This is a genomic window from Photobacterium sp. WH24, from assembly GCF_019204055.1.
Lineage (GTDB): Bacteria > Pseudomonadota > Gammaproteobacteria > Enterobacterales > Vibrionaceae > Photobacterium > Photobacterium arenosum.
In genome coordinates this window covers 71,933-95,270 of sequence record NZ_JAGSOZ010000004.1, presented here as the reverse complement: position 1 = coordinate 95,270, position 23,338 = coordinate 71,933, and the positions used below count along the sequence as shown (strand labels likewise).

Below are 23,338 nucleotides of genomic sequence, written 5' to 3'. Positions count from 1 at the left end.
TGCGACGACACGGGCAATAGTGCCATGGCACACCTGAGAATCTTTACGTGTCATAATAAGCGCGACTCATGCTTTGTGGTTTTCTTCAGTATCATGATTTGAGCGCTCAAATGCCATTTCTTCGTGGATTCTGTCTTCAAACTGCCTGAAGAGTTTGAGGTAGTTATTATCAAACCGCTCGCCTTCGTTCGACTCGCCCAGCCAGGCCTGATAGAGACCGGCAGACAGCTCATCATCCACACGTTTGTACGCGGATTTCTGTTGCTGTGCCAGGCGAGGCGGGAGACCCAATTCCCGCAGGGCAGCGGCGCCGATTTCCAGCGCGGAATGGTAGGTTTCAGATTCAATCACATCAGCACCTGCCTGACGGAGCCGGTAACTGTGGCCACGGTCGTAGGCGCGGGCCAGGATTTTGACGTTAGGGTAAGTGTGCTTGATATGTTTGACCAGCATAATGCTGCTTTCCGGGGTGTCCATCGCAACCACCACCATGGCGGCCTGCTCTATTCCTGCTGTGTGCAGCAGGTCCGGGCGGGTGGCATCACCAAAATAGGCCTTGGTATTGATGCGTCGCATGGTATCTATGATGGTCGACTGGTGATCCAGCACCACGGTTTTGATGCCGTTGGCGATCAGCAGGCGGTTAACGATTTGCCCGAAGCGGCCGATTCCGGCAATGATTACTGTGCCCTGTTCATCAATGGTATCGGCTTCGCGCTCATTGGAGGAATGCTCAAAGCGCGGCAATATGACTTTGTCGTAGAAAATGAACAGTCCGGGGGTGAACATCATCGACAGCGCAACCACCAAAGACAAGGTTTGTGCCAGAGCCGGGGGCAGAACATGATTCTGGACGGTGAAACTGATGAGAACGAACCCGAACTCACCGGCCTGGGCCAGACTCAGGGCAAACAGCCAGCGGTTACTGTTGCGAATCCGGAAAATCAACGCCAGCAGGAAGAGCACCAGCGCTTTTACCAGCATGATGCCCAGTGTCAGCCCAATCACAGTAAAGAATTCACTGAACAGAATGTTGAAATTGATACCGGCACCAACTGTTATAAAGAACAAGCCCAGTAGCAGCCCTTTAAAAGGATCGATGTTGGATTCCAATTCATGACGAAATTCACTGTTTGCCAGTACCACACCGGCAAGAAAAGTGCCCAGCGCCGGCGATAAACCCACCAGACTCATCAGGATAGAGACACCCAGCACCAGCATCAGGGCGGTGGCGGTGAAAATTTCCCGTAAACCTGAAGCGGCAACAAAGCGGAACAAAGGGCGACTGAGAAAATGACCGCCGACCACCACAAAGGCAATGGAGGCGGTGATCACCAGACCATAAGCCCAACCGGGCAATCCCGCTACCAGACTGAGTTCTTCATGATGTTCGGCCGCCGCCGCTGTCACTGATTGTGCCTGCGCAATCAACTCGGGCAATGCCAGCAGTGGTAGCAGCGCCAGCATGGGGATGACGGCTATGTCCTGAAACAGCAACACAGAAAATGCATTTTTACCGCCTTCGGTCCGGCCGAGTCCTTTTTCATTGAAGGTTTGCAGTACAATGGCGGTCGAGGACATCGCCAGAATCAGGCCAATTGCCAGTGCCAGCGTCCAGGGCAATTCGAAAAGCAGTCCCGCGCCGGTAAAAGCAAGGGCAGTCAGACCGATTTGTAACCCGCCCAGCCCGATGAGCCGGTGCCGCATGGCCCAGAGCGATTTTGGCTCCAGTTCAAGGCCGACCAGAAACAGCATGATGACCACACCAAATTCGGCAAAGTGCTGAATAGAGGTGGTTTCTTCACCCACTAAGCCGATGACTGGCCCGATAACCACCCCGGCAATCAGATAACCAAGCACGGAACCGAGGCCAAAGCGCTGCGCCAGCGGCACGGCAATCACGGCTGCAATCAGATAGATAAAGGCATAGATGAGATATTCCGTCATGGTTACTTCCTTTTGACTGGCGTGGTGGGCGAATTTTGAGCACAGTCTGATAGTTATATGTCAGTGAGTGGTATTTTCAAAGGTGAGTTTTGGGATAGGGGAGGGTGTGTACCGAGATATCAGTAGAGTTGAAGGTATGTCGCGCTTGAGTTCGGTGTTTCTTTCGGCATGGTGTGATGCGCGCCAGACACTCTTTGTCGGGCCAAAGAGTGCCCAGAAAGCCCTTTTCGTTCTTTGGTGTGGTCCGGGCCGGTTGTAGGCGCTCCCGGGGCCGACAACCTGAAAATACATCCATGTATTTTGTCCCTCGGGGAGTGGGTTTCTTTGGCGTTTTTGGGGTGTTGAGGGTAAGTGCTTCAAGTGAGATATGAAGGTATGTCGCGCTTGAGTTTAGTATTTCTTTTGGCATGGTATGCTGCGCGCCAGACACTCTTTGTCGGGCCAAAGAGTGCCCAGAAAGCCCTTTTTGTTCTTTGGTGTGGTCCGGGCCAGTTGTAGGCGCTCCCGGCGCCGACAACCTGAAAATTCGTCCTGAATTTTTCCCTTGGGGAGTGGGTTTCTTTGGCGTTTTTTTGGGGGGGGGGAAGTGCTTCAAGTGAGAAATGAAGGTATGTCGCGCTTGGGTTCGGTGGTTCTTTCGGCATGGTGTGACGCGCGCCAGACACTCTTTGTCGGGCCAAAGAGTGCCCAGAAAGCCCTTTTCGTTCTTTGGTGTGGTCCGGGTCGGTTGTAGGCGCTCCCGGCGCCGACAACCTGAAAATACATCCATGTATTTTTCCCTTGGGGAGTGGTTTTCTTTGGCGTTTTTGGGTGTTGAGGGTAAGTGCTTCAAGTGAGATATGAAGGTATGTCGCGCTTGAGTTCGGTGTTTCTCTCGGCATTGTCTGATGTGCGCCAGGCACTCTTTGTCGTGCCGAAGAGTGCCCGGAAAGCCCTTTTTGTTCTTTGGTGTGGTCCGGGTCGGTTGTAGGCGCTCCCGGCGCCGACAACCTGAAAATACATCCATGTATTTTTCCCTTGGGGAGTGGGTTTCTTTGGCGTTTTTGGGGTGTTGAGGGTAAGTGCTTCAAGTGAGATATGAAGGTATGTCGCGCTTGAGTCCGGTGTCTCTTTCGGCATGGTGTGACGCGCGCCAGACACTCTTTGTCGGGCCAAAGAGTGCCCAGAAAGCCCTTTTTGTTCTTTGGCGTGGTCCGGGGCGGTTGTAGGCGCTCCCGGCGCCGACAACCTGAAAATTCGTCCTGAATTTTTCCCTTGGGGAGTGGGTTTCTTTGGCGTTTTTTTTGGGGGGGGGAAGTGCTTCAAGTGAGAAATGAAGGTATGTCGCGCTTGGGTTCGGTGGTTCTTTCGGCATGGTGTGACGCGCGCCAGACACTCTTTGTCGGGCCAAAGAGTGCCCAGAAAGCCCTTTTCGTTCTTTGGTGTGGTCCGGGTCGGTTGTAGGCGCTCCCGGCGCCGACAACCTGAAAATACATCCATGTATTTTTCCCTTGGGGAGTGGTTTTCTTTGGCGTTTTTGGGTGTTGAGGGTAAGTGCTTCAAGTGAGATATGAAGGTATGTCGCGCTTGAGTTTAGTATTTCTTTTGGCATGGTATGCAGCGCGCCAGGCACTCTTTGCTGGCTCCAAGATTGTCCAGAAAAGCCCTTTTTGTTCTTTGGTGTGGTCCGGGTCGGTTGTAGGCGCTCCCGGCGCCGACAACCTAAAAATTCGTCCTGAATTTTCCCTCGGGGATGAGGAAATAGTTTGGCTCGAAACTCGTTTTTACCCCTAAGTTTGTTAGAGCCGCAACTCTACAGAGTTCTAATCACTTCGTTTTCCCTTAATTCTGTTAATGAACTCACATCTATGTGATTGCACTGTGTGTACAGTTCTGCGTGCAGCTATGCTGGGTTGATGAGGGCACGGAATTTTGCGAACGTGAGGGCGGTAGCTTACACCGGATTTTCTCAACTCAGTCCGCATAAAAGTGACTGTGCTACTTTGGCTTACGGAATCTCAGTTAGGTGCTTGACGCCGGATTTAGGAGCACCCATCTGATCAGGTACTTTAAGAAAGCAAGTTACCGACAGTGTTCTTTGCTCCTGTCTAATGTGTTCCAAATAGCTACCCCAAGACTAATCTCAGGAAATATAGATCTATGAGTCAAGTATCATTTGGTAGTCGCTGGTATAAATTTGACTTTCATACTCATACCCCAGCCTCTTCCGATTACAAAAAGCCTGAAGAAAATGAAAGCGACTGGCTGAAGGCGTTGATGCTGGAAAAGGTCGATTGTGTAGCTATCACAGACCATGTGTCTGGTAATTGGATTGATCGCTTAAAAGCAACCTATGCAGAACTCGATGAGACCGCCGAATGGTATCGTCCACTTCATCTGTTTCCCGGTTGTGAAATCACAGTAAGTACTGCGCAATCTCGTGTACATATTTTGGCTATTTTTGACCCTTCCTGTAACTCTGCAAAAATATCAGCCGTATTGGGTCAATGTGGTATTACGGAAGGGCATGGTGATGCAGTAGAAACCTGTGCAACAGAGTCTGTCGATAAAGTTATATCTATTATAAAAGATGCGGAAGGGGTGGCTATACCTGCACATATCGATGGCCCTAAGGGGCTATTAAATGGAATAATTAATACAAATCATGAAATTAATTCTTGGCTTAATAAAATTGAAGCAGCTGAATTTGTGAATTTGACCTTTCTTAATGCGGTTAACCCTGAGTTATCAAAAGCGGCGGAACACTTAGCTAGACTTCAAGGTTCTGATGCTCATGAATGTAGTCGCTTAGGTAAAAGATATTCGTGGATTAAAATGAGCAAACCATCAATAGACGGACTTAAGCTTGCTCTCCATGATCATGACTTTTGTGTTGATAACAGTATGGATGATCCTAATTCCACCCCTGACATTTTCTTAAAAAGTCTAAATATATCTCAGATGATGCATTGCGGCCGCATTCCGGGTCACCCTGCAGTGTTTAATCTACACCCTCTCTTTAATGCTGTTATTGGTGGACGTGGTTCAGGTAAGTCTACGTTCATTGAGTCGGTTCGATTGGCATTAGGACGTGAAAGTGAAGTATCAGACCTAGATCAAATTTATGATGATGTTTGTTCTTTCAAGAATGGTGTAACCAAAGCTGATACCGAGATTTTTGTTGAGTTACAAAGAAGAAATGAATTGTACCAATCGATTTGGAAACATAATACAACACCCTATATCAATAAATGGCAAGAAAATTCTTGGTCTCTCGATAACGGGCAACCGGAAGAACGTTTTCATGTAAGCTTATATAGTCAAAAGCAAATTAATGCACTGGCCAGCAATACTAATAGTTTGTTAGAGATTATCGACCGTTCTAAAGAAGTTAATTATTCAGCATGGAAATATCATTTTGATGCAGAACTGAACAATTTTTTAGGCCTTTGTCGGGAAGTGCGACAGCAACAAGAGCACTTAAATAATAAGGGGAATCTTGAGTCTCAAAAAGATGATTTAAATAGTGATATAGAAAGTTTCGAGAATGGCGGTCATAAAGCTATATTTAACGCGTATCAGACACTTTCAACTGAAAAACAGAAGGTTGATAAGGCTGCAGGAACTGCTGGACTGATTGAATCGATAGACAGCTTGTTATCTGAAGAGTTTGCAGAGCTTATTTTGTTAGAGGAAGGTATTGATAAACCTGCTTATGTCACTGAATTAGAAGAAATACAGGCGAAGTTTAAAGATGATTTAGTTTCTGTTCAAACTGAATTGGCAAAGATAAAAGAATCAATAATCAAAGCTGAACAAGATAGAGAAAAAGCAATTAGTGAGTCAATTTGGTACATACAAGGTGCAGAAACCACACAAAAATATGAACAAGTAGTACAAGAATATGCTGAGAGGGGAGAAGAGTTAGATCCCGAGCAATACGAGGGTTGGCTTGCTCGACGAAATGAGATTAACACTCAACTAGAAAACTTGGAAACAATACAAACTAACTTAATAAGTAAAGAAAAGCAGCGTGACTCCTCACTTAAGAAGCTGTATGTACTAAGGCGAAGACTACAGATAAAGCGGAAGAATTTTATTAAAAAAGTAATTGGTGGTAATCGCTATGTGAAAATGAAGCTTTTACCATTTGCGAACAAAAGTAAAATCGAAACAAAATTCAGAGAGCATATTGGTGTTGAGAGCAGTTTTGCCACTTCTATCTACCAAAATGATCAAACCAATAGCTTGCTGTTTCAACTACTTTCAAGAGAGTTAACTCTGAAAGGCATTGCGAATGAGGTCCACAAGTTAAAGGATGTAATCCTAGCCTTAGCCTCTGGAGATGATGCCGCACCATTTCGAGTTGATAATCGCTTGAAGACTTCACTTGCACACAAGCGTTCACAACAGCCTGAAGCTTTTGATCGTTTGATGGCTTGGTGGCCTGACGATCAGCTTGTTGTGGAGTACGCAAAGGACATTGAAAGAAGTAAGTTTGAAAATATTGAAAAAGGTTCAGCAGGACAAAAAGCTGCTGCAATTCTCGCTTTCTTACTCAGCCATGGTGATAACCCTATTATTGTCGATCAGCCTGAAGATGATCTAGATAATGCACTAATTTACCAGCTTATTGTGTCTCAAATACATGAGAATAAAAAGCGAAGACAAATAATTTTGGTGACACATAACCCTAACATTGTTGTTAATGGTGATGCTGAGTTTGTCAATGTTCTTCATTTTCATGCAGGGCAAGTGCAAGTATTGGAAGCTGGCGGTTTGTGTGAACAAACAGTACGCGATCATGTTTGTAATATTATGGAAGGTGGAGCCGCTGCATTTGATAAACGTTATCATAGGTTGAGAAATATATAGATTTAATCACAAGGAGATAATAGGGTCTATGACATAAACATGACCCGATCACAAAACTGCCTACATCCATTAGTTTTTATTATTGATTTAGCAATCCAGTAATTGATCTAGCTAGCGCGTTGTTGTCCAGCGATGTGTTATAGCTGAAGGGCGTTAACACGCCTTTGCCCCAAACCTTCTCAACACCAATACACTGACCATCTAAACAGCACTGCGGAAGACCAAATTAATCTAAACCGTACTTTGGGCACTTTTACGGAAACTTTCCGTAGTTCTACCACTAAACTCTCTGTCGAATCACACAACAGGTTGATACCAGTTGAGTTTCATAATGAATGACAGCAACATAAACCGAATGCAAACACGGAAAAATTCTGTCTATAAAGCGTTATGCGCTAAGAGAAATCTTAAAACTCGCACAGACAACATAAATTTCGAATAAAGGAGAAACAATGACACCGATTTACCGATGGAATGGGCAATACTTCGGCTTCATAAAAAATGACCGACTATTTAATGCAAGTTCACAATATCTAGGCTGGGTTACTGATGACGGCAGAGTGTGGCGCAAAGATGGTACTTTTTTAGGTGAAGTAGAAAATGAAAACTACATTCTAAGACGAACATCAATGGCAACACCAGCAACCCGTGCAGTGAGATCAACACCAGCGACACCTGCAACTTCAGCTCGTAGAGCAAATCGTGCGGGTAAGGCTTCAAGAGTTGGTCGAATTGATGCTCTGGATGAATTTTCGAACGCATAACAAATTGCTTTAGAGTGATGCTGGACCTTTGGCATTTCTTGTTCGGTTGAGTTTGGTGTTTACGATGGTTTTACTTGAGTTCTATGGGGTTAGCCGCACCTTACGCAGGACGTTATGCATAAATCACACTGGAAGGAAGATGTGTTGAAAAATATAGGATTTAATTTTACAACCAATGACTTTAGATATTGCGTTCTTGAGAAAAATGGAGCCGCTGTCAAATTCCTTGAGAAAGACAAGATCAGTTACCCTAAAGCACTAGATGTGGCATCTATCGCCGGGTGGCTTGAAACCCAGATTTGCCTGCTTCTGGATAGGCATACTCCCAATGCAGTTGGTTATAAGTTGCCATTAACTCATAGTTCAACAAAGCCAATTCAGAACTCTATCTTCCCACTCGGGATTTTAAATCTGTGTTGCAACAAGAAAAATATCTCAATCAGTCATTTTACCAGTCAAGGTATAAATGCAACAAAATTTGGCCTTACGAAAAAAGATGATGTTTATGCCTATGTAGATGCTCACATTGGCCAGCATCCGCCATATTGGGATAAGGCGACTAAAGACGCGGCATTGGTTGCATGGTTCCTATTATGAAAAATCCTGACAAGATTAGAAAATTTGATGTTGTTGATTTTTTAGGAAATGGGAATTTTGGTTTTGTATTTCAAGCCTATGATCCTCTCCTGAAAGCTGACAGGGCAATAAAGCTAATAAAAGTTCCAAAACCTGAAAAATTTGTGGAAGCCGTTAAAGAAGCTCAAACACTGGAAGCTTGTAGACACAAGCATATCGTTGATGTGAAAGAGGTTGATGTCTTCGTCTATGAAGGAACTCCATGCGTTTACATAGCTATGGAATATTTGGCGAAAGGCTCAATTCAAAAACATTTAGAGAATCGATTTATTTCTATCCAAGATTCGCTGAGGATCGTATCTGAAGCTCTTTTGGGGTTAGAGCATGCCCACAATAGCAATGTGCTTCATAGAGATATTAAGCCTGGGAATATCTTGTTCGGAGATAATGGGGAGGCGAAATTATCAGACTTCGGGTTGGCGCTCGACTATCATGTTGATCCTTCAGATACGATGGGTTATCGACCTCACCAGCCACTAGAGGTCATAGAAGGTAATCCAATGGATAAACTTAGCGATATATACGCTATGGGTATTACTTTATTTCGACTCATAAACAATATTCCCGAGGTTGAATTCAACTTTAAAACAGTCGGTGAGTGGCATGCAACTGTAAAAGCCAATAAGTATCCAGAAAGATGCTATCAGCCTCATATACCAAGAAAAATAAAGACGGTTATAAACAAAGCTATTAACAATGATCTTAGAAAGCGGTTTCAAAGTGCAAGCGAGTTCAGGCAAGCAATAGAAAAGATTGGCATTCCTATTGATTGGCGGCCAATTGATGATGACTCATGGGTGGGCACTGGGAGTAATGGCGAAAGCTATGAGCTTAAAAAGAAACGCAAAAAGAATGGTTGGATTATTGAATACAAAAAAAATGGAAGAAAAGTTAAAGAAAATTGTCACAAAGAACTATCTGATAGTCAGGTAGCTTCTGAGTTCTTCAAAATAATTAGCTCAAGCAATGCATAAAAAACGCATGTTGTCGGATTGGTTTTACGGGACGCTCCAAACCAGCCGAAAATTCGGGCGTTATTTTTCCAATATGTCAACTAATCCGAAGTCTAATAAACCCGCAATCTCGCTAATTCACTTTTGTCCAAAAACGAGTTTTAAAATAGAATGTCCCATCTTTCCAGGGAAAAATTCAGGACGAATTTTTAGGTTGTCGGCGCCGGGAGCGCCTACAACCGGCCCGGACAACATCAGTGAAATCAAAGGCTTTTCTGGGCACTCTTTGAGCCAGCAAAGAGTGTCTGGCGCGCATCAGTTCATGCCAAATAAACCACCGGACTCAAGCGCGACATACCAGCAAACTCAGATATAGCAATTTTAACGGTACTCGCTATATGGATTACCGCCTGCGCGGTAATGACGGAGGTGATGTCATTGATGCATGCCTGAAATCGTTTCTGCCCAACAACAATATTTGAATCCAAGAAACCCACTCCCACAGGGAAAAATTCAGGACGAATTTTTAGGTTGTCGGCGCCGGGAGCGCCTACAACCGTCCCGGATAACACCAACGAAATCAAAGGCTTTTCTGGGCACTCTTTGAGCCAGCAAAGAGTGTCTGGCGCGCATCAGTTCATGCCAAGTAAACCACCGGACTCAAGCGCGACATACAATCAAACTCAACTGAAATATACACTGAACCCAAACTCGGCGCACTGCGGTGCGGCACATGGATTAAATTCAGGTTATTGTGGCTTGCACAGTCATGGCAGTTGGGCGGATAAGTGACTAGGTCAAAGCTAGTAGAAGTGGCGATAGACCACATTTAACTGACCTTCGCTCAGACCCGCCATGTCAGCATATTGAACGCCAAGATCAACAGCACTGTTTTCAAGGCCAAGATACGTCATCGTGACAGAGCCTTTATATTTGAAGTCATTGTTCGCATATTGGTTCCAGACGGTGTTCGCTGACAGCGCCATTTTTATATCGTGGCGGAAGTAGCTGAACAGGCCCATGTCAATAGCGAATGCTCCCCATGCCTTTTCGGTATTCATCGATAGCTCAGTACCGAAAGTCGCAAAAATATTAACCGCATTGTTTACCTGGTGGCTCAGTCCTAATCCGCCTGCGATAAAAAAGCGCTTATTATCCCGTTCGGTGAAATCAGTCCCCCGATCCCATTGAACGGAAAAATGACCAGACAGGCCGCCAAACAGAGGATCATATGGCAGGTAACTGTGTATGCCATATAAGGTGAAGTTGTCCAGATTAAGCTCCTGTTTACTTGCGCTAACGGATATCTTGAGCAGCTCCAGCGATGATTCACTGAACGCATTACGGTTATCGTCCATCAGGGTATGTGAGGCGGGTAGCCAAGTCCCTGTTAATTCCGGAACGCCTTCCGGCGACCAGCGTGTTCCGATCTGCCATTGGGCATCTTTATTCCGCTTGATCGGATTCTTGAAATTACTCAAGTCGACCGCGTAGGAGGTAAACTGTGCCTCATAGGCAGCCAGTCTCCTGTTGTTTTCAGTATAAGATTCAGGAGTAATGTTCTCATTCTCCAGCAAATATTGGTTCATAGCCTGAGCGAATTCCCAGGTAAGGAATTGCTCTTCGACGGGAACGTCTGTGTCGCTGAAGCGGGTTTGTAAATCGCCTGTACTGAGTTGATCCAGCAGCAACTGCTTGGTTGAATCTTGCTGATTGGCGCCATATGCACGCAACTTCCAGCCGGTTGAAGGCGTAATACTGGTTTGCTGAATCATGTGATGCTGGCTCGCCAGTTGTATTACATCCAGCGGACTGAGCCAGTCGCGGCGGTGTTTCATTAGTTCCGGGTTGGCAATCGCCAGTAAATTCAGCGTAATGGATGCACAGTTTTGGTTGTGGAAAAAATAATCAACTCGGGTGTCTTTTAACTCCCACAAATGTAGTTGAATGAGTTTTTTATTTTTTGCTGAAATATCCAGCTGGTATTCAAATACATTTCTGCCTTCGATGTCTTTATAAAAATTCAGGCTTTCCTGGTAGGGCGAAACAATAAAATAGCTTTCTTTCCCTATGACCAGAGAATCGAACATGATTTTGGGTAAATTGAACCCATCTACTTCCGTAAAAAATGAGACAGCATGGCCTGGATCTTTTTCATTCTTACTGAGCTTGATAAAAGTATGGCCCATGAAGCTGCTGGGGCTCATCAGGTTTTCTGAGGCATAGGCAAGACTGATTGTCTTCGCAGATACCGCATCTAAAAATTCCTGTAGCTCAGGGCAGCGGGAAAAATCAAGTGGGGCGACCTGAGGGCTGTATTCAGTCAGCCATTGTGCTCTGGCCGGAAAACGACAGGTGTAGTCCTGAGCCTTTGCAGGGTTTGTTAGTTGCGCTAAATTGGCTTCAATTTCTGCCTGAATATTTGTTGGCTGGGACGAGAAATAAAAACTGGCGTCGTCTATATTGAGTGACTGATCACTCACGTGAAGCAATGTGGCGAACTGGGCTAAGGCAAAGGCGTCATCGCTCACAGCGGCAGAAGGCACAATGGTTAACGCTACTGCAGGCTGGAAGGCCGAGACACAAAAAAAAGAAGCCCCGAAGAGGCTTCTCAACATCAGTTGTTCATCAAACTGCATGGTTAGCTGAAACTTAGTTACAGTTAATTTGCAGGGTATCCTGGTAACGCCACATCTTTTCAGAAGCGAAGTCGGTTGTTGAACCGAATGCACCACCAGACAGGATGTTCACAAAGAAAGTAGGCTCAACTTCTTTGTTCAGTGCGATTTGTTGCTCACATTGTTCTGAAGTTACTTTCAGCGTTTTGTTTTTATTTTCTTTCTTCACTGTGATAATGCCCGGCGCAGTTTGCTCGATGCCATCAACTTCCACGGTGAATTTCTTACCAGAAGAAGAAACAACATTAATGCGCTGATTTTCGTCAGTCAAAATTGTTGAACAACCAACAGCAGTCAGTGCCGCACCTGCAACAACTAGGCTTTTCAATACTTGCATGAGATATCCAATAGATAATAATGATAATAAGCGCGAAGATTATACATTTAATTTTTTATTTGACAATACTCTGACATGGGGTGTTTTTATATTGTTAAATAATTGTGTTGATTTTTTAATTAAAATTAAATCTATTTATTGCAAAGATACAATGTTCAAATATGTTTTCATATCATCCTAAGTTTCACATTGCTCTTTAGAGTCTGTATCTTCCTTTAAGGTATTATATTATTCGAATAAAGAATATCTTTGATATTCAGTCAAAGTGCGGCTTTTGGTTTCATTGAAGGTGGATTTCTAGGCTGGTACTGTTTGAAATACATTTGATTTTGTCCGGAAAGCCGGAATGTTTAGTTTCATCGGAGGAGTGTTGCTTCATATCCCATGTCTGCAGGTCGCATTCTGTACTATTCTGTACTGGGAGTTGACGGCTGGGGTCTGTGGCCGGATTAAAGCAATGATACTTGTCAGTTGGCATGAAAGGATTAAAGGAAAATGAAAAAACTAACGTTACTGATCATTCTTGGGCTTTCCGCAATGAGTGCTCATGCCGAAGTTAAAGACACTATTAGTGATATGACAAAGGGACTTGTGAAATTTACGAAAGAAATCTCAAGTGGTGTCACTGAGGGTTTCAAAGAGGGAAGAAGCGCGACAGAAAGTTCCGATGGCTCCATTGTCGTGACGAATGAAAAAGAGACACTTGAGTATATCGACATTGATTTGTTGAGCTTGTCTCCTAAGAAAGATTCGAATCAGACGGTTGTCGAACTCAGCTTCAAAAATCGTCATCACAAGCCGGTGAAAATCACAGGGCTGAGTGAAGAAGGCGCTTTACTGACCATTGATAAAGACGGCTTTTCTCATGCCCTGTCAAACGGGCTTCAGATTGAGTTCATCGTGCCCAACGAAGCTGCGAAAAAATATGCCTTCACTTTTTACGGCGACGCATCGCAAGTGAAACAAGTGAGAGTATGGCGGAAAACTTATGAGGTAAAGGACTAGCTTCCCCGCATGGCTGATGTTTCTCTGTAAGAGAGCATAATTGCGCTGATGACTTAAATGCCTTTACCACTATATAACCTCGGCGCACTGCGGTGAGGCACATGGATTAAATTCAGGTTATTGTGCCGCGCCCAGCGCACTGTCATGGCGGTGGGGGCGGACAGGGTCACCAGCGTGCTGATCTTGGCCCGGACAGCTTTCTGAATCAGTTCCAGGCTGCAGCGGCTGGTCATCACGGCGAAACCGGACTGCGGATTGATGCGGGCTGTGGCCATGGCGCCGATCAGTTTGTCCAGCGCGTTATGGCGGCCGATATCTTCCCGGCACAGCTGAATATTCCCTCCGGCATCGACATACAGCGCAGCGTGCAGGGCGCCGCTGCTGCGGGCCACTTCCTGTGCCTCGGTGATACGCTCTCGCAGGTTGTGCAGCAGGCTGGCTTGCGGGGGCGGAACCGGTGTCAGCGGGGTTAAGGGCGGCAGTGCCTGTTCAATGGCTTCCACACCACAAATGCCACAGCCGCTGGTGCCCGCCAGTTGACGGCGGTGATTTTTCAGAGACCAGAAAGCGCGGTTTGAAATCTTGACTTCGGCATGGTGGGAATCGCAGCCGGCGGTGAGGGTGATGTCGTAGATTTCGCTCACCGAGCGAACAATATCGTTACTCAGGCTGAAGCCTTTGACGAAATCTTCAATATTGCCCGGTGTCACCATCATCACGGCCTGGCTGATACCGTTATAACTGATAGACAGCGCAGTTTCGCTGGCTAACACGGCACTGTGTGCAATTGGGGTGTCAGGCGCAATGTCATCGTGCAGCTCAATATAACGGAATGCATCAGGCGCAGGCGGTGCCGCATTCACATCTGCGATTTCAGATTGTTTGTTATCAATATCATTCATCTTATTGCCTGACGTCGGTTTTAAACGCTGATACAGACAGGCTACTCAACAGCCCGGCGGAAGTCCAATGGCTTGTTTTGAAGGACCGATAAGGCCCATCTGTTGCCTTCTATTGTTTGTGCCGCCTGACTCTGGTTGCGTTATAAGTCACACCCTCAGGTTGGTGTTATTTGGGAAACTGCGTGTGTCTGAATTAAAAACGGCATCTATCAATAATGGTGTAAATCAAGTAATTGCTGCGGAGTATTGATGTTTTGCAGCCGGGGATCGTTCAGCGCGCAGTCTACTGCCACGGTATCATGGCGGGTCAGGATCGCCATCAGACTGCGCTCGCCCGACTGCCAGGCCTGTTGCAATACGGGGAGCAGAGGCTTGGGGATCAGGCTGAACATTGGCTGCCACTGTTGGCCCTGCCGAACCATGACGGGCCGCGGTGTATCGGCCGAGGCGGCATCCAGCATCTGGCTGACGAGGGACTGGTCTATCATGGGCGCATCGCAGGGAAACAGCAGCAGCCAGTCGTGTTTTGCCGCAGTCAGTCCTTTCAGTATGCCGGTTAACGGGCCGGGAAAGCCGCTGACATCGTCAGTCAGTATATGGTCACAGTAAGTGGCATACTGCTCGGTATTGCGGTTGCAGGAGATCAGAAGGTCATCTGTCAGCGGTCTGACAACGTCAAACAGGCTGGCAATTAACGGCCTGCCGCGAAAGGAAACCAACCCCTTGTCTTTGCCTCCCATTCGGGAGCCTTGCCCGCCGGCAAGAAGGAGTACGGAAAAGCAAAGGGGAGTCGGTTTCATCGTGATAACAGCCAGGTAAAATATACCCCTAAAAAATATACTGTTTTTGTGTGCCAGTCCAATAAAGCAGACTGATGAATTGATAGACAGGGCTTATCAGGCGGGCTGCCGTCGTGAATGACTGGCAGCCCGTTTTACTGAGGTGTCACGAGAGGCTTATTTTCAGTGTAGTACGAATTCCCGTGACGCCAACGGTGGCGGTAAATCTGTGTAGCCCAGTGCATCTGAATACTATGCTTTTCATTTGAAAGTAACAGGGTGTGAAATACTTCCTGCATTGTTTCTGTCTTGGTCGATCCCGTTTGTCAGTCCTTCAATACTATCAATGAGACGCTGCACTGCTATCGCCATAATCTTTGATGAATATCATTTTAATGACAGATGCCTGTGTATTCTGTTGTGATTTTTATTTTGTTTGCTTGATGCTAGTACCTGTTGCTCACAATAGGTTTTCGATGCTGAATTATTAATTGTTACTTTGAAAAATCATTTTGATTTTGCTGTTATTAAAAATTTACTTTTTATTTCAAGGTTGTGCAATGATGTTTGTGTCATTAGGTGTGGTTGAACTAATCTCAGATGGCAGTATGGAAGTAATGATGACTTTTAATATGGAGAACACCTATGGCTGCAATTATCCATGAGATTAAGCAAGATTTTATACCTGATGTGACTGAAGGCTCTGCAGTTACCGTGAACTTTGTCGTTGATTCGAATAATGAGCCAGAAATACCTGGCGCAAGAATTGAAGCTGCATTAACAGGCAATGCGCGTGTTACACATATGTCGTACCCTGGTTCTGGATCTGAATTATTTATTTCTGCCGATGGGAAAACAGCTTCTGTTACAAGTACGGCTGAACAGAGTGCTGGTTGGACAAGGAACAGGACAATTTCACTACTTGTGGATGATATACCACCAGGTGAAGAAGAGTTTATTGTCGGGCAGGTAAACTATTATAATCATGAAGGAATAAAGGGGCCAGGATTCGATATTACACTTAAACGTTCAGCTTCTGGTCTGCAACCAATATTAAGTCGAGCAGAATTCAAATCATATTGGCAGGACTGGGAATCACAAGGTTACATCTATAGCTATGAAATATTGCTGAAAGCCTCATCTGATCCTATTACACATTGGAAAGTCTCGTTTTCCGACTTGCCTCCAGGAACAACCATTGCGAGTGTTACATGGCCGGAAGTTGTGCTTGATGGTTCAGAAGGTGTGGTTGAATTAAAAACGCCTAAGGATGGGAACTACCTTATCAACCCGGATACAGAGTTACCCGTTGCGATTCAGTTGCTGTACCCAGCTCAAGAAGGTGAACAGGAAAAGTTCAAGAAGCTCTATAACTTACAAGGTTATGACCTCAGCTAGCAGGGGGATATAACGTCATGGGCTGTATCAGGAATACAGCCCATTGATGATGTTCAGCGGGTTGTTTTTCATGAAAACTAATCAGATAAATATTGCTGTTTGTATTTAGACGCTTTGGCAAAAAAGGGCAAGGTACTGCCAATTAAAACAATCACCCCTGCCAGTTCAATGGTTTCATATTCAATCAGTATGAAAGCGGAAATTAAAAATGCCAGGGTGAGAGATGAAATGAGAAATATATGAAAGTAAGGGTGTCTTTTAGAAAATTTCGCATATCCTACAATCATCATAAGCCTCTTCTATCGTTTAAATTACAGAAAATGCATGTGTCAAAGCATTAGCCCTATAGTCAGCGTGATATTTTTCAGTCTTATTCTCTGAAGTATATGACAGGTTCATTGGGATTTCTGACTTTCTGCCTAACGGGTAAAGCCGGGAGGATACGCTTGCTGGTATTGCAACTGATTTGCAATTGCAACGTTTGCCGGGGAATGCTTGAGAAAATGACTGAAAAGAGAAGACGTTTATCTGAGAATGATGTTAAGTCTTTGAAGATATAACATCCCCTCCCGGGATCGGGAGGGGATGGTCAGGGTTTATTTCAGATCAAATCGATCGGCGTTCATGACTTTGGTCCAGGCGCTGACAAAGTCGTTTACGAACTTCTCTTTGCCATCGCTGCCGCCATACACTTCCGAGATGGCACGCAGTTGCGAGTTGGCTCCAAACACCAGATCGACACGGGTTGCGGTCCATTTCACCTGGCCTGTTTTCCGGTCACGGCCTTCGAATTCATCTGCGGCTTCTGTGGTGGGTTGCCACTCTGTGTTCATATCCAGCAGGTTGACAAAGAAGTCGTTTGTCAGCACGCCCGGTTTGTCGGTGAATACACCGTGTTTCGAACCACCGAAGTTGGCATTCAGTGCACGCATCCCCCCGAGCAGCACTGTCATTTCCGGTGCAGTCAGAGTGAGTAGCTGGGCACGGTCCAGCAGCATTTCTTCGGCCGAAACTGTGTATTTGGTTTTCATGTAGTTACGGAAACCATCAGCGACAGGCTCGAGCACATCGAACGATTCTGCATCCGTCTGATCATCGGTGGCATCGGTACGGCCTGGTGAGAAGGGCACACTCACGCTGATACCTGCGTCTTTTGCGGCTTTCTCAACAGCAGCATCGCCACCAAGGACTATCAGATCAGCCAGTGACACAGCCTTGTTACCTGACTGTGCTGAGTTGAAGTCTTTCTGAATCCCTTCAAAGGTGCTCAGGATTTTCTTCAACTGTCCGGGTTGGTTCACTTCCCAGCCGTTTTGCGGTGACAGACGAATACGGGCGCCATTTGCGCCACCACGGCAGTCAGAACCGCGGAATGTGGCGGCTGATGACCAGGCGGTGTAAACCAGTTCTGTCACACTCAAGCCAGAGTTGAGAATGGTTTGCTTCAGTGCAGAAACGTCACTGTCGTTGATAAGATCGTGATCGACGGCGGGTACCGGATCTTGCCAGATCAGCTCTTCTGCGGGCACTTCAGGGCCAAGATAGCGCGCTTTAGGGCCCATGTCGCGGTGAGTCAGCTTGAACCAGGCCCGGGCAAAGGCATCGGCAAATTCCTCAGGATTGGCACGGAAGTGCTCTGAAATCTTGCGATATTCAGGATCTTCGCGCATCGACATATCCGCTGTTGTCATCATGATATTGACGCGTTGTGAAGCATCTTCCGGATCGGGTGCCTGGTTTTTATCCGTGACGTTTTTCACTTTCCATTGGTTGGCACCAGCCGGGCTTTTTGTCAGTTCCCATTCATTACCCAGCAGCATTTCGAAGTAGGTGTTGTCCCATTTGGTTGGTGTCGGTGTCCAGGCACCTTCCAGGCCGCTGGTAATGGAATCACGGCCCCTGCCTCTACCATGTGTGTTTTTCCAGCCGAGGCCCATCTGCTCAATAGGGGCTGCCTCAGGATCAGGACCAACCAGCGCCGCATCGCCGGCACCATGGCATTTACCAAAGGTGTGACCACCTGCCGTCAGCGCGACGGTTTCATAATCGTTCATCGCCATTCGGGCGAACGTTTCGCGGACATCACGGCCGGATCCCAATGGGTCAGGGTTGCCGTCCGGTCCTTCCGGGTTAACGTAGATCAGGCCCATTTGCACGGCGGCCAACGGGTTTTCTAGATCACGCTCGCCGCTGTAACGTTTGTTATCAAGCCAGACGTCTTCAGCGCCCCAGTAGATGTCTTCTTCCGGCTCCCAGATATCCGCTCGTCCGCCACCAAAACCAAAGGTTTTGAATCCCATGGATTCAAGGGCAACGTTGCCGGTAAGAATAAAGAGATCTGCCCAGGAGAGTTTGTTGCCGTATTTTTGTTTTACCGGCCACAGTAAGCGGCGGGCTTTATCAAGGTTGCCGTTATCCGGCCAGCTGTTTAATGGCGCGAAACGCTGATTACCGGTTGATGCACCGCCACGGCCGTCGCCGGTACGATAGGTGCCTGCTGCGTGCCAGGCCATACGTATCATGAGCGGGCCATAGTGACCGTAGTCTGCCGGCCACCAATCCTGCGAGTCGGTCAACACGTTCTCAATATCTTGCTTAACGGCTTTCAGGTCGAGTTTTTTGAATTCTTCTGCATAGTTGAAGCCTTCACCCAGAGGGTTTGACTTTTTATCGTTCTGATGGAGGATTTTGAGGTTCAGCTGATTCGGCCACCAATCTTCGTTCCTTGTCCCCGCGCCGCGAAGGTTGGTATTGCTGCCATGCATTACTGGGCATCCACCCGTAGTGGTACCTTTGCCGTTGCTCATACATTGCTCCTTGAGAATTAGTGTAGGGTGTGGTGTGTCTCAGTTACACACTTGAATATAGACCGACTGGCAATCGGATAAAGACGTTTTTATCAATGACAACAATCGGTTTTTTCAATAAAGGGCAGAGGTTTGTGCCAAGCGGGGTGGTGCCTATCGCTGGCGCAGGAAATCTGTGCTGTCATTCACCTAAGAATATGAGTGATGGAATATTTCCCGGTAACGTGACGCTGTTAAATCTTCATCGATGCGTCAGATAATCAAAGCAGGGGAAGCGCCACCCTGCTATTTATTGTTGTTCCAGGTGTTGATTAATGATTTCCGCCAGCCGTCGAATGGCATCTGTGTGACTTTCATCCAGCTCAAAAGAAGTATTCAGCCTCAGGCAGTGGTTAAATTGTTTACCGGGAGAAAACATCTTTCCCGGTGCGATCGTAATGTTTTCTGCCAGTGCCTGGGTGTAAATTGCCATCGTATCTGAGGTGACAGGTAATCGCAGCCAAACGAAATAACTGCCTTCCGCAGGCTCGATTTCGACGTCAGGGGGAAGCATTTGTGTCAGTAGCCTGCACATGGCTTTTTTACGTTTGTCTAGGGTTCGCCTCAGCTGTCTCAGATGGTGCTCGTAGTTTCGGGTACTGAGGTAATCAACCAGTGCGAGCTGAATGGGTACGCTGGTGGTCAGGGTACTCATCAGTTGAAGTTTTTGAATGTCTGTGGCCCGCTTCCCGGCGGCCACCCAGCCGATTCTGAAGCCGGCGACCAATGACTTAGAAAAGGATGAGCACAGCATCACATTCCCACTGGCATCAAACGCTTTGGCCGGGAGTGGTTGTTCATTGCCTGCGTAGAGTTCGCTGTATACGTCATCTTCGATGAGCGCAACCTGGTATTTGTTCAGCAGCGATATTAACTGCCGCTTTTTTGGCTCTGTCAGCGTGAATCCGAGCGGGTTTTGGTGGTTGGTCATCAGCCAGCAGGCCTTGACCGAATGTGACTGAAACGCGCGTTCAAGCGAGGTTAAATCAAGGCCGGTCTTGGGATCTGTTCTCACCGACAGCGCTTTCAGCCCGAGACGTTCCAGCGACTGAAGCGCACCGTAAAATGTCGGAGATTCCACCACCACCCAATCGCCGGGGCGGGTTACTGCCTGCAGGCTCAGGTTCAGGGCTTCGAGCGCACCCGCGGTAATCACGATTTCATCGGGGGCGATACTGATGCCTTTTGCGGCGTAGCGCTGAGCAATCATAGCGCGCAGAGTGTCATTGCCCGGCGGCAAGTTATCCAGTGCATTGGAAACCGGTATGCTGCGGGCGGCATGCATCAGGGATTTATTTACCTGATGCCGTGGATACAGATTGGGGTCCGGGTAGGCAAACGCAAAGTTGATCATATACGGCTTTCTGCAGGCTTGCAGAACATCGAAAATGAAACTGTTGATGTCGACAGCTTCGGCGGTTTCGACTGCTACGTTGTGTGACTGGGGGCTGATTCGGATGCTTTCGGCCACCGTATAACCGGAACGGGGGTGCGCAACCAGCCAGCCCTGAGATTCCAGCTGCTGATAAGCATGCATGACGGTCATCAAACTCATACCAGAGTGCGCTGCCTGCTTCCGGAGCGATGGCATTTTTTCACCGGCACGCCAGATACCAGATTCAATTTGTTGGCGGATTTGAGACGCCAACTGTTCATACTTCGCCAATCTTAACCTCAGATCCCGTGGTTGAATTTACTGAAAATATAACAATTCTTTAATAAAACTGTTATAGGTTTTAAGTCTGGTTCTGTATCTTTTTTTTCAGTCGGGTTCTTTCAATATAAGCGTGCTTTTCAATGACTCAATAGGAAGCTTATGTTTGGACTCGATGCTTTCATGCTCGCGCGAATACAGTTCGCATTTACTGTCTCTTTTCACATCATATTCCCGGCCATCACCATTGGATTGGCAAGCTATCTGGCGGTTCTGGAAGGTCTCTGGTTGAAAACCCGTCAGCAAGATTACAAAGCGCTGTACCACTTTTGGTCAAAAATTTTTGCCGTGAACTTCGGTATGGGTGTGGTTTCCGGGTTAGTCATGGCTTACCAGTTTGGCACAAACTGGAGTGGCTTTTCTGAGTTTGCCGGCAGCATAACCGGGCCGTTACTGACCTACGAGGTGCTGACCGCATTTTTTCTGGAGGCCGGATTTCTGGGCGTCATGCTTTTTGGCTGGAAGCGCGTCGGGGATAATCTGCACTTTTTTGCGACCTGCATGGTGGCGCTCGGCACCATTATTTCGACGTTCTGGATTCTGGCGTCGAACAGCTGGATGCATACGCCGCAGGGCCACGAAATCATTGACGGGCAAGTGGTGCCTGTTGACTGGTTTGCGGTGATCTTTAACCCGTCATTTCCGTATCGGCTGATGCATATGGGCGTAGCGGCTTTCCTGAGCTGTGCCCTGTTTGTCGGCGCGTCTGCGGCATGGCATCTGCTGAAGGGCAATCAAAGCAGTGCGGTGCGGACTATGTTTTCCATGTCGATGTGGATGTTGGTTTTCGTGGCCCCCATTCAAGCATTTATCGGCGATCTGCATGGACTGAATACCCTGAAGTATCAGCCGGCCAAAATCGCTGCAATTGAAGGGCACTGGGATAACAGCGCCGGAGAACCGACACCGCTGATTCTGTTCGGTTTGCCGAACATGGAGACAGAGCGCACCGATTATGCGATTGAAATTCCTGCTATGGCGAGCCTGATTTTGAAGCACAGCCTGACCGAACCCATTCCGGCGTTAAAGGATTTCCCGGCAGATGAACGTCCGTACTCACCGTTAATCTTTTGGTCATTTCGCATCATGGTGGCATTGGGGTTGCTGATGATTGGGCAGGGGCTGGTCAGTGTGTGGCTGCGCAAGAAAAACAGACTGTATCAGCATAAAGGATTCCTGACGTTTTCTCTCTGGATGGGGCCAGCCGGGCTGGTTGCCATTCTGGCAGGCTGGATCACCACGGAAGTAGGGCGTCAGCCTTGGGTGGTTCACGGGCTGCTGAGAACGGATGCCGCAGTGTCTGCTCATGGCGACTTGCATATGAGTATCAGCCTGCTGACGTTCTTCGTGGTGTACAGCCTGGTATTCGGATTTGGTTATTACTATATGGTTCATCAGATTCAGAAAGGGCCGCAGCCGGGTGATGAAGACATCGCCCATGATCTGCCGACAGTTTCCGGTCGGATTTAATCCATGAATGTTGAATGATTAAGAAGGAGAGACACGGCGATGGGCGTGGATTTATCGGTATTGTGGTTTGGCATCATTGTGTTTGCCACACTGATGTATATCACTATGGATGGCTTTGATCTGGGGATCGGTATTTTGATGCCTCTGATCAAAAGTGATGAACAAAAAGATGTCATGGTCAATTCAGTGGCACCAGTCTGGGATGGTAATGAAACTTGGCTGGTACTGGGAGGAGCCAGTTTATTCGGGGCTTTTCCGCTGGCTTATGCGGTGATTATTGATGCCCTGACAGTCCCGTTAACTGTGATGCTGATTGCACTGATTTTCAGAGGAGTGGCGTTTGAGTTCCGCTTTAAAGCATTGCCTTCGCATCAGGTTTTTTGGGATAAAGCCTTCATGGTGGGATCGCTGGTTGCTACTTTTTGCCAGGGAATCGTGGTTGGTGCAGTGATTGAAGGGTTTCCGGTTGAGGGCAGGCAATTTGCAGGTGGCGCATTTGACTGGCTGGCACCGTTTCCGCTGTTTTGCGGTCTGGGGCTGGTCATTGCGTACGCATTACTGGGATGTACCTGGCTGACCATGAAAACAGAAGGAGAACTGCAAGCGACTATGTACCAGCTGGCACCAAAAATTTTGTTGCAACTGCTGGCGGTCATTGGGGTTGTCAGTGTGTGGACGCCTTTGGTGTACCCGGAAATTGCTGCCCGATGGTTCAGTTTGCCGAATTTAATTTACTTTGCCCCAGTGCCGCTGCTGACCGTGTTACTGGCATTACTGTTAGTGATTTCAGTGAAAAAACGCAGGGAAATTCAGCCATTTGTGGCTGCACTTGGCATCATTTTTCTGGGATTCAGCGGGCTTGGAATCAGCTTGTGGCCGAATATTATTCCGCCGGACGTGTCAATCTGGCAGGCAGCAGCCCCGCCTCAGAGCCAAGGGTTTATGCTGGTGGGCGCTTTGTTCATTATTCCTTTTATTCTGTTGTATACCTTCTGGAGCTACACCGTGTTCAGCGGCAAAGTGGATCCGCAGGAAAGCTATCACTGACAGGAGGT

Annotated in this window: 16 protein-coding genes; 8 read left to right on the top strand and 8 right to left on the bottom strand. The window is 47.1% G+C overall.

All coding sequences use genetic code 11. From position 1 onward, the window contains the following. Positions 1-66: 66 nt before the first annotated feature. Positions 67-1,947 (bottom strand): monovalent cation:proton antiporter-2 (CPA2) family protein, encoded by a 1,881-nt coding sequence (locus KCG43_RS06685; protein ID WP_218384034.1) that lies wholly within the window; start codon positions 1,945-1,947, stop codon positions 67-69. A 2,139-nt stretch (positions 1,948-4,086) separates the two neighbouring features. On the opposite strand from KCG43_RS06685, the gene KCG43_RS06680 reads away from it, so the two are divergent. From KCG43_RS06680 to KCG43_RS06665, 4 genes are all read left to right on the top strand, one after another. Beyond that, a complete protein-coding gene (locus KCG43_RS06680) occupies positions 4,087-6,801 on the top strand; it encodes a TrlF family AAA-like ATPase (protein ID WP_218384032.1) in 2,715 nt (904 codons plus the stop codon). Between the two features lie 452 nt (positions 6,802-7,253). After that, a complete protein-coding gene (locus tag KCG43_RS06675; protein ID WP_218384030.1) occupies positions 7,254-7,565 on the top strand; it encodes a 4-fold beta flower protein in 312 nt (103 codons plus the stop codon). Between the two features lie 114 nt (positions 7,566-7,679). Further along, positions 7,680-8,162: a hypothetical protein gene (locus KCG43_RS06670; RefSeq protein WP_218384028.1), complete on the top strand. Its 483-nt coding sequence runs from the start codon at positions 7,680-7,682 to the stop codon at positions 8,160-8,162. Next, positions 8,159-9,175, top strand: coding sequence for a serine/threonine-protein kinase (locus tag KCG43_RS06665; protein ID WP_218384025.1), 1,017 nt, complete (start codon positions 8,159-8,161; stop codon positions 9,173-9,175). Before KCG43_RS06670 ends, KCG43_RS06665 begins: the two co-directional genes overlap by 4 nt. A gap of 782 nt (positions 9,176-9,957) precedes the next feature. Here the strand turns inward: KCG43_RS06665 and KCG43_RS06660 are convergent. Then, a complete protein-coding gene (locus tag KCG43_RS06660) occupies positions 9,958-11,772 on the bottom strand; it encodes a DUF4105 domain-containing protein (RefSeq protein WP_218384023.1) in 1,815 nt (604 codons plus the stop codon). A 34-nt stretch (positions 11,773-11,806) separates the two neighbouring features. Next, on the bottom strand, positions 11,807-12,169 hold the full coding sequence (locus KCG43_RS06655) for an adenosine deaminase (protein ID WP_218384021.1): 363 nt from the start codon (positions 12,167-12,169) through the stop codon (positions 11,807-11,809). Between the two features lie 495 nt (positions 12,170-12,664). Here KCG43_RS06655 and KCG43_RS06650 point away from each other — a divergent pair, with 495 nt between their 5' ends. Continuing rightward, a complete protein-coding gene (locus KCG43_RS06650; protein WP_192014928.1) occupies positions 12,665-13,174 on the top strand; it encodes a hypothetical protein in 510 nt (169 codons plus the stop codon). A gap of 53 nt (positions 13,175-13,227) precedes the next feature. Here the strand turns inward: KCG43_RS06650 and fdhD are convergent, their stop codons facing one another. Both fdhD and mobA read right to left on the bottom strand, forming a co-directional pair. Beyond that, entirely contained in the window at positions 13,228-14,076 is an 849-nt protein-coding gene (fdhD, locus tag KCG43_RS06645) for a formate dehydrogenase accessory sulfurtransferase FdhD (protein WP_218384019.1), read from the bottom strand. Between the two features lie 209 nt (positions 14,077-14,285). Beyond that, entirely contained in the window at positions 14,286-14,876 is a 591-nt protein-coding gene (gene mobA, locus KCG43_RS06640; protein WP_218384017.1) for a molybdenum cofactor guanylyltransferase MobA, read from the bottom strand. Between the two features lie 624 nt (positions 14,877-15,500). Here mobA and KCG43_RS06635 point away from each other — a divergent pair. Next, the gene (locus KCG43_RS06635) at positions 15,501-16,253 is read left to right on the top strand and encodes a hypothetical protein (protein WP_218384006.1); all 753 of its coding nucleotides are present in this window, start codon (positions 15,501-15,503) and stop codon (positions 16,251-16,253) included. A gap of 77 nt (positions 16,254-16,330) precedes the next feature. Here the strand turns inward: KCG43_RS06635 and KCG43_RS06630 are convergent, their stop codons facing one another. The 3 genes from KCG43_RS06630 to KCG43_RS06620 all read right to left on the bottom strand — a co-directional run bounded on the left by KCG43_RS06630 (position 16,331) and on the right by KCG43_RS06620 (position 20,765). Further along, positions 16,331-16,543 (bottom strand): hypothetical protein, encoded by a 213-nt coding sequence (locus KCG43_RS06630; protein ID WP_218384003.1) that lies wholly within the window; start codon positions 16,541-16,543, stop codon positions 16,331-16,333. A 306-nt stretch (positions 16,544-16,849) separates the two neighbouring features. Next, a complete protein-coding gene (gene katG, locus KCG43_RS06625; protein ID WP_218384001.1) occupies positions 16,850-19,060 on the bottom strand; it encodes a catalase/peroxidase HPI in 2,211 nt (736 codons plus the stop codon). Positions 19,061-19,349: 289 nt separating this feature from the next. Then, complete coding sequence (locus KCG43_RS06620) at positions 19,350-20,765, bottom strand: PLP-dependent aminotransferase family protein (RefSeq protein WP_218383996.1); 1,416 nt, start codon at positions 20,763-20,765, stop codon at positions 19,350-19,352. Positions 20,766-20,915: 150 nt separating this feature from the next. On the opposite strand from KCG43_RS06620, the gene KCG43_RS06615 reads away from it, so the two are divergent. Both KCG43_RS06615 and cydB read left to right on the top strand, forming a co-directional pair. Continuing rightward, a complete protein-coding gene (locus KCG43_RS06615) occupies positions 20,916-22,283 on the top strand; it encodes a cytochrome ubiquinol oxidase subunit I (protein ID WP_218383994.1) in 1,368 nt (455 codons plus the stop codon). Positions 22,284-22,322: 39 nt separating this feature from the next. Further along, positions 22,323-23,330, top strand: a complete 1,008-nt coding sequence (cydB, locus tag KCG43_RS06610) for a cytochrome d ubiquinol oxidase subunit II (protein WP_218383993.1) — start codon at positions 22,323-22,325, stop codon at positions 23,328-23,330. The last annotated feature ends 8 nt before the right edge of the window (positions 23,331-23,338 follow it).

Bases quoted from the DNA above. Each gene is read 5' to 3' on its own strand.
- KCG43_RS06615 (WP_218383994.1), top strand. From the start codon at position 20,916: ATGTTTGGACTCGATGCTTTCATGCTCGCGCGAATACAGTTCGCATTT.
- KCG43_RS06630 (WP_218384003.1), bottom strand. From the start codon at position 16,543: ATGATGATTGTAGGATATGCGAAATTTTCTAAAAGACACCCTTACTTT.
- KCG43_RS06665 (WP_218384025.1), top strand. From the start codon at position 8,159: ATGAAAAATCCTGACAAGATTAGAAAATTTGATGTTGTTGATTTTTTA.
- KCG43_RS06650 (WP_192014928.1), top strand. From the start codon at position 12,665: ATGAAAAAACTAACGTTACTGATCATTCTTGGGCTTTCCGCAATGAGT.
- fdhD (WP_218384019.1), bottom strand. From the start codon at position 14,076: ATGAATGATATTGATAACAAACAATCTGAAATCGCAGATGTGAATGCG.
- KCG43_RS06655 (WP_218384021.1), bottom strand. From the start codon at position 12,169: ATGCAAGTATTGAAAAGCCTAGTTGTTGCAGGTGCGGCACTGACTGCT.
- katG (WP_218384001.1), bottom strand. From the start codon at position 19,060: ATGAGCAACGGCAAAGGTACCACTACGGGTGGATGCCCAGTAATGCAT.
- cydB (WP_218383993.1), top strand. From the start codon at position 22,323: ATGGGCGTGGATTTATCGGTATTGTGGTTTGGCATCATTGTGTTTGCC.
- KCG43_RS06660 (WP_218384023.1), bottom strand. From the start codon at position 11,772: ATGTTGAGAAGCCTCTTCGGGGCTTCTTTTTTTTGTGTCTCGGCCTTC.
- mobA (WP_218384017.1), bottom strand. From the start codon at position 14,876: ATGAAACCGACTCCCCTTTGCTTTTCCGTACTCCTTCTTGCCGGCGGG.
- KCG43_RS06685 (WP_218384034.1), bottom strand. From the start codon at position 1,947: ATGACGGAATATCTCATCTATGCCTTTATCTATCTGATTGCAGCCGTG.
- KCG43_RS06635 (WP_218384006.1), top strand. From the start codon at position 15,501: ATGGCTGCAATTATCCATGAGATTAAGCAAGATTTTATACCTGATGTG.
- KCG43_RS06670 (WP_218384028.1), top strand. From the start codon at position 7,680: ATGCATAAATCACACTGGAAGGAAGATGTGTTGAAAAATATAGGATTT.
- KCG43_RS06680 (WP_218384032.1), top strand. From the start codon at position 4,087: ATGAGTCAAGTATCATTTGGTAGTCGCTGGTATAAATTTGACTTTCAT.
- KCG43_RS06675 (WP_218384030.1), top strand. From the start codon at position 7,254: ATGACACCGATTTACCGATGGAATGGGCAATACTTCGGCTTCATAAAA.